At 71.5% G+C, this 17,378-nt stretch carries 13 protein-coding genes; 11 read left to right on the plus strand and 2 right to left on the minus strand.

Annotated features, from left to right (window positions below):
* Entirely contained in the window at positions 1–1,926 is a 1,926-nt protein-coding gene (locus ACFYO5_RS13235) for a molybdopterin oxidoreductase family protein (RefSeq protein WP_388707926.1), read from the minus strand.
* Complete coding sequence (locus tag ACFYO5_RS13240; protein WP_388707929.1) at positions 1,923–2,894, minus strand: 2-dehydropantoate 2-reductase; 972 nt, start codon at positions 2,892–2,894, stop codon at positions 1,923–1,925. The genes ACFYO5_RS13235 and ACFYO5_RS13240 overlap by 4 nt, the downstream gene beginning before the upstream one ends.
* Positions 2,895–3,123: 229 nt before the next feature.
* Here ACFYO5_RS13240 and ACFYO5_RS13245 point away from each other — a divergent pair, with 229 nt between their 5' ends.
* From ACFYO5_RS13245 to ACFYO5_RS13295, 11 genes are all read left to right on the plus strand, one after another.
* Complete coding sequence (locus ACFYO5_RS13245; RefSeq protein WP_388707931.1) at positions 3,124–4,482, plus strand: OFA family MFS transporter; 1,359 nt, start codon at positions 3,124–3,126, stop codon at positions 4,480–4,482.
* Positions 4,430–4,585 carry a hypothetical protein gene (locus ACFYO5_RS13250; RefSeq protein ID WP_388707933.1) on the plus strand — a complete coding sequence of 52 codons (156 nt, stop codon included), beginning with the start codon at positions 4,430–4,432 and terminating at the stop codon, positions 4,583–4,585. Before ACFYO5_RS13245 ends, ACFYO5_RS13250 begins: the two co-directional genes overlap by 53 nt.
* Positions 4,586–4,769: 184 nt before the next feature.
* Positions 4,770–5,717 carry a beta-ketoacyl-ACP synthase III gene (locus ACFYO5_RS13255; protein WP_388707936.1) on the plus strand — a complete coding sequence of 316 codons (948 nt, stop codon included), beginning with the start codon at positions 4,770–4,772 and terminating at the stop codon, positions 5,715–5,717.
* Between the two features lie 150 nt (positions 5,718–5,867).
* On the plus strand, positions 5,868–6,545 hold the full coding sequence (locus ACFYO5_RS13260) for a GntR family transcriptional regulator (protein ID WP_356561639.1): 678 nt from the start codon (positions 5,868–5,870) through the stop codon (positions 6,543–6,545).
* A gap of 336 nt (positions 6,546–6,881) precedes the next feature.
* A complete protein-coding gene (locus ACFYO5_RS13265; protein WP_388709211.1) occupies positions 6,882–8,063 on the plus strand; it encodes an ROK family protein in 1,182 nt (393 codons plus the stop codon).
* A gap of 291 nt (positions 8,064–8,354) precedes the next feature.
* Positions 8,355–9,881, plus strand: a complete 1,527-nt coding sequence (locus tag ACFYO5_RS13270) for a sugar ABC transporter ATP-binding protein (RefSeq protein WP_388707939.1) — start codon at positions 8,355–8,357, stop codon at positions 9,879–9,881.
* Positions 9,878–10,894, plus strand: coding sequence for an ABC transporter permease (locus tag ACFYO5_RS13275; RefSeq protein ID WP_388707942.1), 1,017 nt, complete (start codon positions 9,878–9,880; stop codon positions 10,892–10,894). The genes ACFYO5_RS13270 and ACFYO5_RS13275 overlap by 4 nt, the downstream gene beginning before the upstream one ends.
* Before the next feature lie 17 nt (positions 10,895–10,911).
* Positions 10,912–11,973: a substrate-binding domain-containing protein gene (locus ACFYO5_RS13280; protein ID WP_388707945.1), complete on the plus strand. Its 1,062-nt coding sequence runs from the start codon at positions 10,912–10,914 to the stop codon at positions 11,971–11,973.
* Between the two features lie 488 nt (positions 11,974–12,461).
* On the plus strand, positions 12,462–13,688 hold the full coding sequence (locus ACFYO5_RS13285) for a Gfo/Idh/MocA family protein (protein WP_388707948.1): 1,227 nt from the start codon (positions 12,462–12,464) through the stop codon (positions 13,686–13,688).
* Between the two features lie 14 nt (positions 13,689–13,702).
* Positions 13,703–14,701: a sugar phosphate isomerase/epimerase family protein gene (locus ACFYO5_RS13290; RefSeq protein ID WP_388707951.1), complete on the plus strand. Its 999-nt coding sequence runs from the start codon at positions 13,703–13,705 to the stop codon at positions 14,699–14,701.
* A gap of 87 nt (positions 14,702–14,788) precedes the next feature.
* Positions 14,789–17,299 (plus strand): PQQ-dependent sugar dehydrogenase, encoded by a 2,511-nt coding sequence (locus ACFYO5_RS13295; RefSeq protein WP_388707954.1) that lies wholly within the window; start codon positions 14,789–14,791, stop codon positions 17,297–17,299.
* The last annotated feature ends 79 nt before the right edge of the window (positions 17,300–17,378 follow it).

Here is a 17,378-nt window from a genome sequence, read left to right on the forward strand (position 1 = left end):
TCACCTCACACCGGTCGGGGTCGGGAGCTTCTCGATCCGGATCGCCGACGCCTTGAACTCCGCTGTTCCCGCGATCGGGCAGTTCGCCTCGGTGGTCAGCCGGTTGGTGTCCACCTCGTCGGGGAAGTGCATCGTCATGAACGCCAGGCCGGGCCGCAGCGCGGTGTCGATCCACACCGGCGCCGTCACCGCACCGCGCCGGGACGACACCCGCACCTCCTCGCCGACCACCACCCCGAGGTGCTCGGCGTCCTCCGGGCACAGCTCGACGAACTCGCCGCGCCTCAGGGGAGACGCGTAACCGCCGCTCTGCACGCCGGTGTTGTAGGAGTCCAGGCGCCTGCCGGTGGTCAGCCTGATCGGGTACGCCTCGTCGGTGAGGTCGACCGGCGGATCGTGCCGGACGATGCCGAACGGCGCCCGGGGACCCCGGAGTACCGGATCCGCCTCCCACAACCGCCCGTGCAGATACGCGGACTCGATCCGCCCGGTGCTCGGGCACGGCCACTGGATGCCCTGGTGCTCCGCGAGCCGCCGGTACGTCATCCCGTAGTGGTCCGGCGAGACCGAGCGCAGCTCGTTCCACACCGACTCCGCGTCGGCGTACTTCCAGTCGTGGCCGAGTCGGGACGCCAGGTCGCAGAGGATGTCGATGTCCTCGCGGGCCAGGCCGGGCGGTGTCACGGCGCGCCGCACCCGCTGGACCCGGCGTTCGCTGTTGGTGGTCGTGCCCTCGGTCTCCGCCCAGCCGGCCGTCGCCGGCAGCACGACATGCGCCAGCTCGGCCGTCCTCGTGAGGAAGATGTCCTGCACGACGAGGAAGTCCAGCGCCTTCAGCCGCCGTACGGCCTGCTCGCTGTCGGCCTCCGACTGCGCCGGGTTCTCACCGATGCAGTAGACGGCCTTCAGCTCACCGTCCTCCATCGCCTCGAACATGTCCGTGAGGTTCATCCCGTAGTGGGGCTGGATGACGGTGTCCCAGGCCGACTCGAACTTCAGCCGGGCCCCCGGGTCGAGGATGTCCTGGAAGCCGGGCAGCCGGTTGGGGATGGCGCCCATGTCGCCGCCGCCCTGCACGTTGTTCTGCCCGCGCAGGGGCTGGAGTCCGGAGCCGTACCGGCCGACGTGGCCGGTGAGCAGCGAGAGGTTGATCAGCGCGCGCACGTTGTCGGTGCCGTTGTGGTGCTCGGTGATGCCGAGGGTCCAGCAGAGCTGCGCGCGCTCGGCGCGGGCGTAGGCGTGGGCCAGTTCCCGGACGGCGGCGGCCGGTACCCCGGTGACCTTCTCGGCCAGCGACAGCGTCCATGGCTCGACCAGCGCCCGGTACTCCTCGAAACCGCTGGTCGCGCGGTCGATGAACGCGTGGTTCGCGAGCCCGGCGTGGATGATCTCGCGGCCGACGGCGTGGGCCAGGGCGATGTCCGTACCGACGTTGAGGCCGAGCCAACTGTCCGCCCACTCGGCGGTGGACGTCCGTCGCGGATCGACCGCATACAGTCGACCGCCGTTGTGGATCCCCTTCAGCACGTGCTGGAAGAAGATCGGATGCGCGAACCGGGCGTTGGAGCCCCACATCACGATGACGTCCGTGTGCTCGATCTCCTCGTACGACGACGTCCCCCCGCCGGAGCCGAACGCCGCCGACAGGCCGGCCACGCTCGGCGCGTGACAGGTGCGGTTGCAGGAGTCGACGTTGTTGGTGCCCATGACGACCCGGGCGAACTTCTGCGCCACGTAGTTCGTCTCGTTGGTGGCGCGCGCGCAGGAGAACATGCCGAACGCGCCGCGCGCGGCCGCCAGGCCCCGGGCCGCCCGGTCCAGCGCCTCGTCCCAGCCGGCCTGCCGCAACGGCTCGTCGAGACCGTCACGCACCAGCGGATGGGTCAGTCGTGTGTAGGTCTTCGGGGTCCGGTCGCGTTTCCTCATGCGGCGCTCCTCAGCGCGAGCAGGTCCGAGATGGCGTGCACGGTGCGCAGGGTGGGCACCTCCACGCCGGTGATCTCCGCCATCTCGACGACCGCCGCGAGGAGGACGTCGAGTTCCAGCGGCTTGCCGCGCTCCAGATCCTGGAGCGTGGAGGTGCGATGGTCGCCGACGCGCTCGGCGCCCGCGAGGCGCCGCTCGATGGACACGCCCACCTCGCAGCCGAGGGCCTCGGCGACGGCGAGCGTCTCGCGCATCATCGTCTCGATGACCTGACGGGTGCCGCCGTGCAGACACATCTGCCGCATGGTGGCGCGGGCCAGCGCGCTGATCGGGTTGAAGGAGATGTTGCCGAGCAGCTTGAGCCAGATGTCGTTGCGCAGGTCCGGTTCGACCGGGCACTTCAGTCCGCCCGCCCGCATGGCGTCACCGAAGGCCGCGCAGCGCGCGGACACGCTGCGGTCGGGTTCGCCGATCGAGAACCGGGTGCCCTCCAAGTGGCGGACGACGCCCGGCCCTTGGAGCTCGGTGGCCGCGTACACCACACAGCCGACGGCCCGTTCGGGCGCGAGGACGGCGCTGACCGTGCCGCCGGGGTCCACGCTCTCCAGCCGGTGGCCGTCGTGGGGGCCGCCGTGGCGGTGGAAGTACCACCAGGGGATGCCGTTCTGGGCGGCGACGACCGCCGTGGTGTCGTGCAGCAGCGGCTCGATCAGCGGCCCGCAGGCCGCGTACGAGTGGGCCTTGAGACCGAGGAGGACGAAGTCGACCGGGCCGATCTCGGCCGGATCGTCGGTGGCGTGCGCGCGGGCGGTGAAGTCGCCGCGCGGGCTGAGCACCCGCACCCCGTCCCGCCTCATGGCCGTCAGGTGCGGTCCACGGGCGACGAGATGCACGTCGGCGCCGGCGCGGTGGAGCGCGGCGCCGACATAGGCGCCGATCGCGCCGGCGCCGAGAACTGCGACTTTCACGGGACACTCCGTTCGGTTCGAGGGATACCGCGGAGAGGGGTGGGGCAGAGCTGCCGATGACCGGATCCTGTCGACGAAATATTGTCTACAGTATGGGGAACCGTCCAGCAAGGGGGCGCGCACGGTCGAGGCCGTTCCCTACCGTTCGCCGCAGCCCGCATACCGTTCACCGCATACGGCCGATGCGCCGACTGTCCAACTCCCGTGCGGCTGCCTACCGTCCCGGATCATGAGTCCCCCGGTCGCACCCCTGGGCTGGAGCCGCTGGCTCGTCCCGCCCGCCGCCCTCTCCGTCCACCTCTCGATCGGACAGGCCTACGCCTGGTCCGTCTTCAAGCCACCGCTCGAATCCGCGCTCGGCCTCAGTGGCACGCAGAGCGCGCTCCCCTTCCAGCTGGCGATCGTCATGCTCGGGCTGTCCGCCGCGTTCGGCGGCACGCTCGTGGAGCGCAACGGCCCGCGCTGGGCGATGACCGTCGCCCTGGTCTGCTTCTCCTCGGGCTTCCTCGTCTCCGCGCTCGGCGCCGCCACCGAGCAGTACTGGCTGATCGTCCTCGGCTACGGTTTCGTCGGCGGCATCGGCCTCGGCATCGGTTACATCTCGCCGGTGTCCACCCTGATCAAGTGGTTCCCCGACCGGCCCGGCATGGCCACCGGCATCGCCATCATGGGGTTCGGCGGCGGCGCGCTCATCGCCTCGCCCTGGTCGGCGCGGATGCTGGAGTCGTTCGGTTCCGACCACTCCGGGATCGCGCTGGCGTTCCTCGTCCACGGGATGTCGTATGCCGCCTTCATGACCCTGGGCGTCCTCCTGGTGCGGGTGCCGCGCGCCGTCGAGCCGGCGGCGGGCGGCACCGGCTCCGTCTCCGGCGTGCAGGTCTCCGCCCGCACCGCCGTGCGCACCCCGCAGTTCTGGTGCCTGTGGCTGGTGCTCTGCATGAACGTGACCGCCGGCATCGGCATCCTGGAGAAGGCCGCCCCGATGATCACGGACTTCTTCGCCGACACCTCGACCCCCGTGTCCGTCACCGCCGCCGCGGGCTTCGTGGCCCTGCTGTCGGCCGCCAACATGGCCGGCCGCATCGGCTGGTCGTCGACCTCCGACCTCATCGGACGCAAGAACATCTACCGCGTCTACCTCGGCGTCGGCGCCCTCATGTACGCGCTGATCGCCCTGGTCGGCGACGGCTCCAAGCCCGTGTTCGTCCTGGCGGCGCTGGTGATCCTCTCCTTCTACGGAGGCGGCTTCGCCACGATCCCCGCCTACCTCAAGGACCTGTTCGGCACCTACCAGGTCGGCGCGATCCACGGGCGGCTGCTGACCGCCTGGTCGACGGCCGGCGTCCTCGGCCCGCTGATCGTCAACTGGATCGCCGACCGGCAGGAGGAGGCCGGCAGGCACGGCTCGTCCCTCTACACCACGTCCCTGGTCATCATGATCGGGCTGCTTGCCGTCGGCTTCGTCGCCAACGAACTCGTCCGCCCCGTCCACCCCCGCCACCACCACGTCCCCGCCCCGAGGGAGGCCGCCGCCGATGTCGCAGCCGACACCGCAGGAACAAGTCCCCAGCAGTCCGGGTCCGCGTGAGCGGCGACCGCTGATCGCCTTCGCCTGGCTGTGGGTGGGCGCCCCGCTCGCCTACGGGCTGTACGAACTCGTACGGAAGGCGACGCAGCTGTTCACCGGATAGAGGGAGGGGCGTCCGTCCGCGGGGACCCGGGCGCCGCGGCGGACGGACGCCCGCGCGGAGCGGGGATAGCGGGAAGCCGACAAGCCCGGCGCGGGTTTCCTGTCGCTTCACGTGCCCGCGTACCCGTGAGTCACTGATCAGACTGGAGGATCCCGCTACCCAAGGCAACGAGGGGGACCCCCCAATGAACGGCTCGCGCATCGTCGCCGTCGGTCACTACCAGCCCGCCAAGGTACTCACCAACGAGGACCTGGCGGAACTGGTCGACACCAATGACGAGTGGATCAGGAGCCGGGTGGGTATCCGCACGCGCCACATCGCCGGGCCCGACGAGCCGGTGGACGAGCTGGCCGGGCACGCCGCCGCCAAGGCGCTGGCGGCGGCCGGTCTCACCCCCGCGGACATCGACCTCGTTCTCGTCGCCACCTCGACCGCTGTGGACCGCTCGCCCAACATGGCCGCACGGGTCGCGGCCCGGCTCGGCATCCCCGGGCCGGCCGCGATCGACGTCAACGTGGTGTGCGCCGGCTTCACCCACGCGCTCGCCACCGCCGACCACACGGTCCGCGCGGGCGCCGCGACCCGCGCCCTGGTCATCGGCGCCGACAAGATGTCCGACGTGACCGACTGGACCGACCGCACCACCTGCGTCCTGGTCGGCGACGGGGCGGGCGCCGCCGTGGTCGAGGCGTGCCCCGCCGGAACCGAGCCCGGGATCGGACCCGTGCTGTGGGGGTCGGTGCCCGAGATGGGCCACGCGGTGCGCATCGAGGGGCAGCCGGCCCGGTTCGCGCAGGAGGGGCAGAGTGTCTACCGGTGGGCGACCACCCGGCTGCCGCCGCTGGCGCGGCAGGCCTGTGAGCGGGCCGGTCTCGTGCCGGAGGACCTCGCCGCCGTCGTCCTGCACCAGGCGAACCTGCGCATCATCGAGCCCCTCGCCGCCAAGATCGGCGCCGTCAACGCCGTGGTGGCGCGCGACGTCACCGAATCGGGGAACACCTCTGCGGCGAGCATCCCGCTCGCCTTCTCCAAGCTGGTGGAGCAGGGCGTGATCGGCAGCGGTGATCCGGTCCTGCTGTTCGGTTTCGGCGGCAACCTCTCGTACGCGGGCCAGGTCGTACGCTGCCCGTGACGGGCGGCGTCAACGGATCCGGGCGGCGGTGTGACGCGGTCGACCGCGCCCGCCTCTGGCTACAGTGAGCCGTAGACTGTAGACGAAAGACAATCGATACTGGCTTTCCGGCTGCCGGCGCCCGGCGCTGCCCAGGAGGGGGACCGACCGATGTTGTCGACAGGACTGCCGCAGGGTGCCGTGCCCAAGCTGGAACGCCCCGGACCGCTGCGCGAGCGTGTCTACGAGGCGTTGCTCGAACTGATCACGACCCGCGCGCTCCAGCCCGGCCAGCACCTCGTCGAGAGCGAACTCGCCGGTCACCTCGGCGTCTCGCGGCAGCCGGTGCGGGAGGCCCTGCAGCGGCTGAACACCGAGGGCTGGGTCGACCTGCGGCCCGCCCAGGGCGCGTTCGTGCACGTGCCGACAGAGGAAGAGGCGGACCAACTCCTCACCGTGCGTACGCTGTTGGAGGCCGAGGCGGCCCGGCTCGCCGCCGCGAACGCCGACAAGGCCGGCATCGAGGCCCTGGACGAGCTTCAGGCGCAGGGCATGCTGGCGGTCGCCTCCGACGACGTGGACCGGGCCGTGCTGCTCAACGCCATGTTCCACGCGAAGATCATGGAACTGGCGGGCAACGCGGTCCTCGCCGAACTGGCGGGACAGGTCGACCGGCGGGTGCGCTGGTACTACACGCCCATCGCGCGACAGCGCGGTCACCAGTCCTGGATCGAACACCGGGACCTGATCGCCGCCATCGCGGAGGGCGACGAACAGCGCGCCACCCAGCTCATGCGCGAGCACACGGAGCACACGCGCCGCTCCTACCACGCCCGCCAGGGGGCATAACCCGGCGCCGGCCCGTCACCGGCACCACCGTCGTCCCCCCTGCCGCCGCGGCCCTCATCGCCGACGTCATCCCCTGCCGCCGCGGCCCTCGCCGTTGACGTCCCCCCTTCGCCGTGGCCCTGACCGTGGCCATCACGGCCGCCGTCGCCGCGTCCGCCGCCGCTCCTGCCCCGCGTGCCCCCGACGGGCCGCGGGGCACGGCTTTGTCCTGCGAGTGGAGAAAGTTGACGGTAATCCGTGCATGACTTCTTCCCACTCCCGGCAACCGCTGCTACGTTCCCCTCGAAAGCCCGACAGCAGGCGGCCGACCGAGGCGGGGAGGGGTTCGTGAGACGCATGACGGCGCGACCCGCGAACACGCATCAGGCCCGGCTGCTGCGGCTATTGCGCGACGGGGGCCCCAACTCCCGCGCACAGCTGGGTGACCAGGTCGACCTCTCCCGGTCCAAGCTGGCCGTGGAGGTGGACCGGCTGCTGGAGACGGGACTGGTCGTGGCCGACGGGCTCGCCGCCTCGCGCGGTGGGCGCCGCTCCCACAACGTCCGGCTCAATCCCCAACTCCGTTTCCTGGGCGTCGACATCGGGGCGACCTCGGTCGACGTCGCCGTCACCAACGCCGAACTGGAGACGCTCGGACACCTCAACCAGCCCCTCGACGTACGTCAGGGTCCGGTCGCGGTCTTCGAGCAAGTACTCGCGATGGCGGCCAAGTTGAGGGCGACCGGACTCGCCGAGGGCTTCGACGGCGCCGGAATCGGAGTCCCCGGCCCGGTCCGCTTCCCCGAGGGCATACCGGTCGCACCACCGATCATGCCCGGCTGGGACGGCTTCCCCGTACGGGAGGCGCTCAGCCAGGAACTCGGCTGCCCGGTCATGGTCGACAACGACGTGAACCTCATGGCGATGGGCGAGCAGCACGCGGGCGTCGCCCGCACCGTCGCCGATTTCCTCTGCGTCAAGATCGGCACCGGCATCGGGTGCGGCATCGTCGTCGGCGGCCAGGTCTACCGCGGCACCACCGGCAGCGCGGGCGACATCGGGCACATCCAGGCGGTGCCCGACGGCCGGCCCTGCGCCTGCGGCAACCGCGGTTGCCTGGAGGCCTACTTCAGCGGCGCGGCCCTGGCCCGTGACGCCACCGAGGCGGCCCAGCAGGGCCTTTCGGCGGTACTCGCGGCACGGCTGGAGACACACGGCGGCCTCACCGCCGTCGACGTCGCCGCGGCCGCCGCCGCGGGCGACGCCACCTCCCTCGACCTGATCCGCGAGGGCGGCAACCGCGTCGGCCAGGTCATCGCCGGACTCGTCTCGTTCTTCAACCCCGGCCTGGTGGTGATCGGCGGTGGGGTCACCGGCCTCGGCCACACCCTGCTCGCCGCCATCCGCACCCAGGTCTACCGCCAGTCGCTGCCCCTGGCGACCGGCAACCTCCCCATCGTCCTGGGTGAGTTGGGTCCCACCGCCGGCGTGATCGGCGCGGCCCGCCTCATCAGCGACCACCTGTTCTCACCCGCGTAGCCACCTCGTTCGTACCGGCGATCCCTTCATCCGCGTAGCCACCCCGTCCGTACCGGCGATCTCCTCATCCGCGTAGCCGTCCCGTCCGTCCGTAACGGCGGTCCCCTCACCCGCGTAGTCACCCGTTCGTGCCGGTCCTCCGCCTCAGCCTTCTCGCGCACCCTCCACCCCGCTTCGTACGGCCCGCCGGCAGGGCGCACCGCTGCGCCCTGCCCCGCCCCACCCCGAGAGCGCCCGCTCCATGGCGTTCTGCCCTGACTCCGGCCCGCACGCCCGCCGAGGGGAACTCACATGGCACCAGAACCACCGCTGCTCAGCATGTCCGGCATCACCAAGTCGTTCCCCGGCGTCCGGGCCCTGGACGGCGTCGACCTCGACGTCCAGGCCGGTGAAGTGCACTGCCTGCTCGGCCAGAACGGGGCCGGCAAGTCCACCCTCATCAAGGTTCTGGCCGGTGCCCACCAGCCCGACGGCGGTACCGTCCGCTGGCGCGGCGAACCCGTGGTCCTGCGCTCCCCGATCGCCTCCATGCGCCTCGGCATCGCCACCATCTACCAGGAACTCGACCTGGTGGAACACCTGTCGGTGGCGGAGAACGTCCACCTCGGCCACGAACCCACCGCCGCGGGATTCGTCGTCCGCAGACGGCGGGCCCGGCGGACGACCGGCGCCCTGCTCGGCCGACTCGGGCACGCGGAGATCGATCCCGCGCGCCCGGTGGGGGAGTTGTCCGCGGCGCAGCAGCAGGTCGTCTCCATGGCGCGGGCCCTCTCCCACGACGTCCGGCTGATCGTGATGGACGAGCCGTCCGCCGCCCTCGATCCGGACGAGGTCTCCAACCTCTTCCGGATCGTCGGCGACCTGACCGCGGACGGCGTCGCCGTCGTCTACATCTCCCATCGTCTCAAGGAGATCCGCCGCATCGGCGACCGCGTCACCGTGCTGAAGGACGGCCGGGCGGTGGCCGGCGGACTGCCCGCGAAGTCGACACCCACCCGTGAGGTCGTCGCCCTGATGACGGGCCGCAACGTCGAGTACGTCTTCCCCGAGCGGCCGACGGCCGGCCGGCCGCCGACGAACGGGACCCCTCTGCTGGAGGTGCGCGGACTGGCCAGGAAGGGTGAGTTCGAGCCGCTCGACCTCGACCTGCGGCCGGGGGAGATCGTCGGCCTCGCCGGACTGGTCGGCTCCGGGCGCTCCGAGATTCTGGAGACGGTCTACGGCGCGCGCAGGCCCACCTCCGGTCAAGTGCTCGTGGACGGGAAGCCGTTGAGGCCGGGCAGTGTTCGGTCCGCCGTACGCGCCGGACTGGGGCTGGCTCCCGAGGAGCGCAAGGCACAGGCGCTGCTGATGCTGGAGTCCGTCACCCGCAACGTCTCCGTCTCCTCCCTCTCCCGCTTCTCGCGCGCCGGCTGGATCGACCGCGGCTCCGAACGCGACGCGGCCCGCGCGGCGACCCGAGAACTCTCGCTGCGCCCCGACAACCCGTCCGTGCCGGTCCGCACCCTGTCCGGCGGCAACCAGCAGAAGGCCGTCCTGGCCCGCTGGCTGCTGCGCGGCTGCCGCGTCCTGCTGCTCGACGAACCCACCCGCGGGGTCGACGTCGGGGCCCGCGCCGAACTGTATGCGGTCGTGCGTCGACTGGCCGACGAAGGCCTGGCCGTGCTGCTCGTGTCCAGCGAGGTGCCGGAGGTCCTCGGACTCGCCGACCGCGTCCTGGTGCTCCGCGAGGGACGCGTGGTCCACACCGCGCCGGCGCACGAGCTGGACGAACACCGCGTACTCGACCTCGTCATGGAAGGAAGCCCGGCGTCATGACGCAGCCCCTCTCCCCGCCGCGGGACAGCACCGAGAAGGTGCCCCAGGTCCCGCTCCCCGCCTGGCGCGGCCTCATGGCCCGCACCGACGTCCGGACCCTGTCCCTCCTCGGCGTCCTCGCCGCGCTCGTCGTGATCGGCGGCATCACCAAGCCCGACGAGTTCCTCGACACCCGCAACCTCCAACTCGTCCTCACCCAGGCGTCGGTGATCGGTGTCGTCACGGTCGGCATGACCTTCGTCATCACCTCCGGTGGCATCGACCTCTCCGTCGGCGCCATCGTCGCCCTCGCCTCCGTCTGGGCGACCACACTCGCCACCCAGGAGTACGGCTTCGGAGGCGTCCTCCTCACCTCCGTCCTCGTCGGCCTCGGCTGCGGCATGGTCAACGGCCTCCTCATCGCCTACGGCGGCATGGTCCCGTTCATCGCCACCCTCGCGATGCTCGCCTCCGCCCGTGGCCTGGCCCTGCAGATCACCGACGGCAAGACGCAGATCGTCACCTCCGACAGCATCCTCGACCTCGGCGAGCGCGACGCGTACGTCCTCGGCGTGCCGCCCCTCGTGATGGTCTTCGCAGTCGTGACGATCATCGGCTGGCTGGTGCTCAACCGCACCACCTTCGGCCGGCGCACGGTCGCCGTCGGCGGCAACGCGGAGGCCGCCCGCCTCGCCGGCATCGACGTACGCCGTCAGCGGCTCTACCTCTACCTGCTCTCCGGACTGTGCTGCGGCATCGCCGCCTTCCTGCTGATCGTCCTGTCCGGATCGGGTCAGAACACCAACGGCAACCTGTACGAACTCGACGCCATCGCCGCCGCGATCATCGGCGGCACCCTGCTCAGCGGGGGCCGCGGCACCGTCGTCGGCTCCGTGCTCGGCGTCCTGATCTTCACCACGATCACCAACATCTTCGCCCTCAACAACCTGCAGAGCGACGTCCAGCAGATCGCCAAGGGCGCGATCATCGTCGCCGCCGTGCTGGTCCAGCGCCGTACCGCGAGCACGACCTGAGGAAAGGGTTCACCGCCATGTCAGAGCCGACGAGACCTTCCAGCCGCTTCACCAGCCGCCGGGGTCTGCTCCTCGGTACCGCCGCCGCCTCGGCCGGTGCCCTTCTGACCGGTTGCACCAGCAACGACCCCAAGGGCGAGAAGCCCGCCGCGGACACCCGGCCGGCCGCCGACGACAAGCCCGGCAAGCAGGTCACCATCGGCTTCGCCGGACCCCAGGCCGACCACGGCTGGCTCAACGCCATCAACGACAACGCGGAGAACCGGGCCAAGAAGTACTCCGACGTCACCCTGGAGATCACCGAGGGCTCCAACGACACCGCCCAGCAGATCGGCCAGATCGAGACCCTCATCAACAAGAAGGTCGACGTCCTGGTCGTCCTGCCCGCCGACGGCAAGGCCCTCACCCAGGTCGGTCTCCAGGCGATGCGCGCGGGCATCCCGGTCGTCAACCTCGACCGGATCTTCAACTCCCCGCAGGCGTACCGCTGCTGGATCGGCGGCGACAACTACGGCATGGGCCTGAACGCCGGTCACTACATCGGCGAGAAACTCAAGGGCAGGTCCGGCGCCCGGGTGATCGAACTGGCGGGCCTGGACAACCTGGAACTCACCAAGCAGCGCACCCAGGGCTTCGACGACGCGCTGAAGAACTACCCCAACATCAAGAAGGTGGCCCGCCAGGCGGCCGACTTCACGGTCGAGTCGGGGCAGGCCAAGATGGCCCAACTCCTCCAGGCGCAGCCCAAGTTCGACGCGCTGTGGAACCACGACGACGATCAGGGCGTGGGCGCGCTGCGCGCCATCGAACAGGCCGGCCGGGACGACTTCATGATGGTCGGCGGGGCGGGCGCCCTCTCCGCCTTCCAGGCGATCAAACAGGACAACGGCGTCCTCAAGGCCACCGTCCTCTACCCGCCCACCATGGCCGCCTCCGCCATCGACCTCGCCCGCGCCCTCGGCCAGGGCAAGGGCGTCACAGGCCTCGCGGAGTACGAGATCCCCGCGTCGATGACCCTCTACTCGGCGGTGGTCGACAAGGAGAACGTCGACCAGTACATGTCCACCGGCTTCCGGTGAGACACGGGCTCCGCCCGACCGGCCCGTACCGGGGCACCGGGCGGAGTCCGGTGGAACGGGACGGCGGGCGAACCGGTTCCGCTCCACTTCCCGCTGCCGCTTTCGCTTCTGTTCCCGCTTCCGCTTCAGCTCACGTTCCCGTTCTCCGCTCTCCCTCCCGCCGCCCCGACGACGACGGCTCGGGGCGGGACGTGTGCCCGGCGGGACACGCCTTCGGTGGGGACGCGCCTCCGGTGGCACGTGCCCCAGCCGGGCCACGTCCCCAGCCGGGCCGCGTCCCCCGGCGGGCCGCGTCCCCAGCCGGGCCGCGTCCCCCGGCGGGCCGCGTCCCCCGGCGGGCCGCGTCCCCCGGCGGCGCGTGCCGCCGCGCGGCCTGCACCGGGGGCGAGACCCGGCGGGCGAGGCGCACTCCGACCGACCGCCGGCCCCGAGCCACCCGCCCGGCAGGCCCCACCCCACCGCGCCACGACGACGAGGAGGACACCTGCATGGAACAGCCGCAGCAGTCAGCGGGACCGGAGGAGGCCGGTGCGGAGGCCGGCAAACCCCCGCTCCGCGTCGGCATGGTCGGCTACGCGTTCATGGGCGCCGCCCACTCCCAGGGCTGGCGCACCGCGGGCCGCGTCTTCGACCTGCCCCTGCGTCCGGTGCTCGCCGCGCTCTGCGGCCGTGACGCCGTCGCCGTCCGCGCGGCGGCCGAACGGCACGGCTGGGCGACGACCGAGACCGACTGGCGGGCGCTGGTCGAACGCGACGACGTGGACCTCGTGGACATCTGCACACCCGGCGACAGCCACGCCGAGATCGCGCTCGCCGCGCTCGCCGCCGGCAAGCACGTCCTGTGCGAGAAGCCCCTCGCGAACACGGTCGAGGAAGCCGAGACCATGGCACGGGCCGCGGAGACCGCGTTCACGGCACACGGTCGGCTGGCGATGGTCGGCTTCAACTACCGTCGGGTCCCCGCCACCGCGCTGGCCCGGAGCATGGTGGCCGAGGGCCGGCTCGGACGACTGCGGCACGTCCGGGTGACCTACCTCCAGGACTGGCTGAACGACCCGGAGTTCCCGCTGACCTGGCGGCTGCGCAGGGAGCTGGCGGGTTCCGGCTCCCTCGGCGACCTCGGCGCGCACATCGTCGACCTCGCCCAACACCTCGTGGGAGAACCACTGGCCGGGGTCTCCGCGCTCACCGAGACGTTCGTACGGCAGCGGCCGCTGCCCGGCGGGCCGACCAGCGGCCTGGCCGGCGGGGCCGGCGCCGGCACCGGAACGGTCACCGTCGACGACGCCGCCGTGTTCACCGGCCGCTTCCCCTCCGGCGCCCTCGCCTCCTTCGAGGCGACCCGCTACGCCACCGGCCGCAAGAACGCCCTGCGTCTCGAACTCAACGGTGAGCGAGGCTCGTTGGCCTTCGATCTGGAGCGGCTGAACGAGCTGTGGTTCCACGACGCGACCGAGCCCGGCACCCACGCCGGCTTCCGGCGCATCCTCGTCACCGAACCCGACCACCCCTACCTGGGCGGCTGGTGGCCACCCGGCCACGGCCTCGGCTACGAGCACACCTTCGTCCACCAGGCCCGCGACCTCGTCCACGCGATCGCCGGGGGCAGCAGGCCGCAGCCCTCCTTCGCCGAAGGACTCCAGGTCCAGCGCGTCCTCGCGGCGGTCGAGGAGAGCGCCGGGAAGAACGCCGTCTACACCCCGATCGCCGACTGAGGAGGACTCGCAGCATGCCCCGCAGATTCACACTCTTCACCGGCCAGTGGGCAGACCTTCCCCTGGAGGAGGTGTGCCGCCTCGCCCGCGACTTCGGCTACGACGGCCTCGAACTCGCCTGCTGGGGCGACCACTTCGAGGTCGACAAGGCCCTCGCCGACCCGACGTACCTCGACTCCAGGCGGGCCCTGCTCGACAGGTACGGCCTGCGGTGCTGGGCCGTCTCCAACCACCTGGTGGGACAGGCCGTCTGCGACGCCATCATCGACGAGCGTCACCAGGCCATCCTGCCCGCCCGGATCTGGGGCGACGGCGAACCGGAGGGCGTCCGCCGGCGGGCCGCCGCCGAGATCGCGGACACCGCCCGCGCGGCGGCGGCGTTCGGCGTCGACACCGTCGTCGGCTTCACCGGATCCGCCATCTGGCACCTGGTGGCGATGTTCCCGCCCGCCCCCGAAAGCATGATCGAACGCGGTTACGACGACTTCGCCGAGCGCTGGAACCCGATCCTCGACGTCTTCGACGCGGAGGGCGTGCGGTTCGCGCACGAGGTCCACCCGAGCGAGATCGCCTACGACTACTGGACGACCGTACGCACCCTGGACGCGGTCGACCGCCGACCGGCCTTCGGCCTCAACTTCGACCCCAGCCATTTCGTGTGGCAGGACCTCGATCCGGTCGGATTCCTCTGGGACTTCCGCGACCGCATCTACCACGTGGACTGCAAGGAGGCCCGCAAGCGCCTCGACGGCCGCAACGGCCGCCTCGGCTCCCACCTGCCCTGGGGCGATCCGCGCCGCGGCTGGGACTTCGTGTCCGCCGGCCACGGCGACGTGCCCTGGGAGGACGTCTTCCGGATGCTGCGCTCGATCGACTACCACGGCCCCGTCTCCGTGGAGTGGGAGGACGCCGGCATGGACCGGTCGCAGGGCGCCCCCGAGGCACTGAAGCACCTGAAGGCCTACGACTTCGAGCCGCCGTCGGCCTCCTTCGACGCGGCGTTCGGCAACTGATCACAGGCTCCCCACAGGCCCCCGGGATGACGGCGCATCCCGGCGCACCCACCCGCACGTACAACCGGCCCCATCCTGGAGGCACCCGTGCACGGGAACGACCCCACCACCCGCACCGCCGGACACCGGACCCGCAGGCGACATAACCCGCTGCACAGGGCGATCGCCCTGTTCGGCGGCGTCCTGCTGGCCGGGACGTCACTCGGCCTCACCGCACCCCGGGCCGGCGCAGCCGTCGCCGGCCGGGCAGCCCCGGCCGCGGCCGTCGCCGCGGCGGACTTCCAGCAGGTCACCCTCGCCAAGGGCGAGGCGGAGGTCGGCGAGCCCATGTCGCTCGCCGTCCTCCCCGACCGCTCCGTCCTGCACACCTCGCGCGACGGCGAACTGCGTCTCACCGACGCGGCAGGCAACACCCGCCTGGCGGGCAGGCTCGACGTGTACTCCCACGACGAGGAGGGCCTCCAAGGCATCGGCGTCGACCCGCGGTTCAACGCCAACCGCTTCATCTACCTGTACTACGCGCCCCCGTTGGACACCCCCGCGGGTGACGCTCCCGAGACCGGCACGGCCGCCGACTTCGCGCCCTTCGACGGAGTCAACCGGCTCTCCCGGTTCGTCCTGCGGACCGACGGCACCCTGGACCCCGCCAGCGAGACGAGGATCCTCGACGTGCCGGCCTCCCGCGGGCTGTGCTGCCACGTCGGGGGCGACATCGACTTCGACGCGGCGGGCAACCTGTACCTGTCGACGGGCGACGACACCAACCCCTTCCAGTCGGACGGCTTCACGCCCATCGACGACCGCCCGAACCGCAACCCCGCCTTCGACGCCCGGCGTTCCTCCGGCAACACCAACGACCTGCGCGGCAAGATCCTGCGCATCAAGGTGAACGCGGACGGCTCGTACACGGTCCCCGAGGGCAACCTCTTCGCGCCCGGCACGGACAGGACGCGGCCCGAGATCTACGCGATGGGTTTCCGCAATCCGTTCCGGTTCAGCGTCGACAAGGAGACGGGCATCCTCCACGTCGGCGACTACGGTCCCGACGCCGGCGCCGCCGACCCTGCCCGTGGTCCCGCCGGGCAGGTCGAGTTCGCCCGTGTCACGGGACCGGGCAACTTCGGCTGGCCGTTCTGCACGGGCGACAATGATCCGTATACGGCATACGATTTCGCGACGGGTGTATCCGGTGCGCCGTTCGACTGTGCCGCCCCGAAGAACACCTCGCCGCACAACACCGGCCTCACCGACCTGCCGCCGGCCCAGCCCGCCTGGATCCCGTACGACGACGGTTCGCTGCCCGAGTTCGGCAGCGGCTCGGAGTCCCCGATGGGCGGCCCGGTCTACCACTACGATCCGGCGCTCGACTCGCCGGTGAAGTTCCCCGAGGCCTACGACGGCGACTTCTTCGCCGGGGAGTTCGGCCGCCGCTGGATCAAGCGGATCACCAGCGACGCCGACGGCACGGTGCAGACGATCGACGACATACCGTGGACCGGCACCCAGATCATGGACATGACCTTCGGTCCGGACGGCGCGCTGTACGTCCTCGACTACGGCGTCTCCTGGTTCGGCGGCGACGAGCACTCCGCCCTCTACCGGATCGAGAACGCCACCGACGGCCACTCCCCGGTCGCCCAGGCCGCGGCCGACCGCACCTCCGGCCAGGCGCCGCTCAGGGTGGGCTTCTCCTCGGCCGGCACGACCGACCAGGACGGGGACGCCGTCACCTACAGCTGGGACTTCGGCGACGGCTCCACCTCCACCGCGGCCGACCCCACGCACCGCTACCGGAAGAACGGCACGTACACCGCCACGCTCACCGCGAAGGACCCGAGCGGCCGCACCGGAAGCGCGAGCGTGCAGGTGGTCGTCGGCAACACCGCACCGAAGGTCACCCTCGAACTCCCCAGGGACGGGCAGCTGTTCAGCTTCGGCGACGCCATCCCGTTCACGGTGCGCGTCACCGACCCGGAGGACCGCACGATCGACTGCTCGAAGGTCCAGGTCACCTTCGTCCTCGGTCACGACAGCCACGGCCACCCCGTGACCTCCGCGAACGGCTGCACCGGCACCATCCGGACCAGCGCCGACGGCGGCCATGACGACGACGCCAACATCTTCGGCGTGTTCGACGCCGAGTATACCGACGGCGGAGGCGGCGGCCAGGCGGCGCTCACCACCCACGACCAGAACCTGCTCCAGCCCCGCCACCGCCAGGCCGAGCACTTCGGGAACTCCTCCGGCACCACCGTGACCACGCGCGAAGCGGCGCACGGCGGACGGACCGTCGGCGACATCTCGTCGGGCGACTGGATCTCCTTCACGCCGTACGTCCTCGCCGACGCCAAGAAGATCACCGCCCGCGTCGCGTCCGCCGGTTCCGGCGGAACACTGGAGGTCCGCGCCGGCTCGCGCACGGGCACCCTCCTCGGCAGGGCGACCGTGCCGGCCACCGGCGGCTGGGACACCTACCAGGACGTCAGCGCCCGACTGTCCCGCGCTCCGAGGGGCACGACGACCCTCTACCTGGTCTTCAAGGGCGGCGGTTCCGCAGCCCTGTTCGAGCTGGACGACTTCACCCTCACCGCGAGCTGAGAGGAGGCTCCCATGCGCTCAACCGGCCCAGCGGCCACACCACTTGCGGGAGCCGCCCTGCTCCTGTGCGGCGTCACGC

It is taken from the genome of Streptomyces sp. NPDC006259 (assembly GCF_042870975.1).
Lineage (GTDB): Bacteria > Actinomycetota > Actinomycetes > Streptomycetales > Streptomycetaceae > Streptomyces.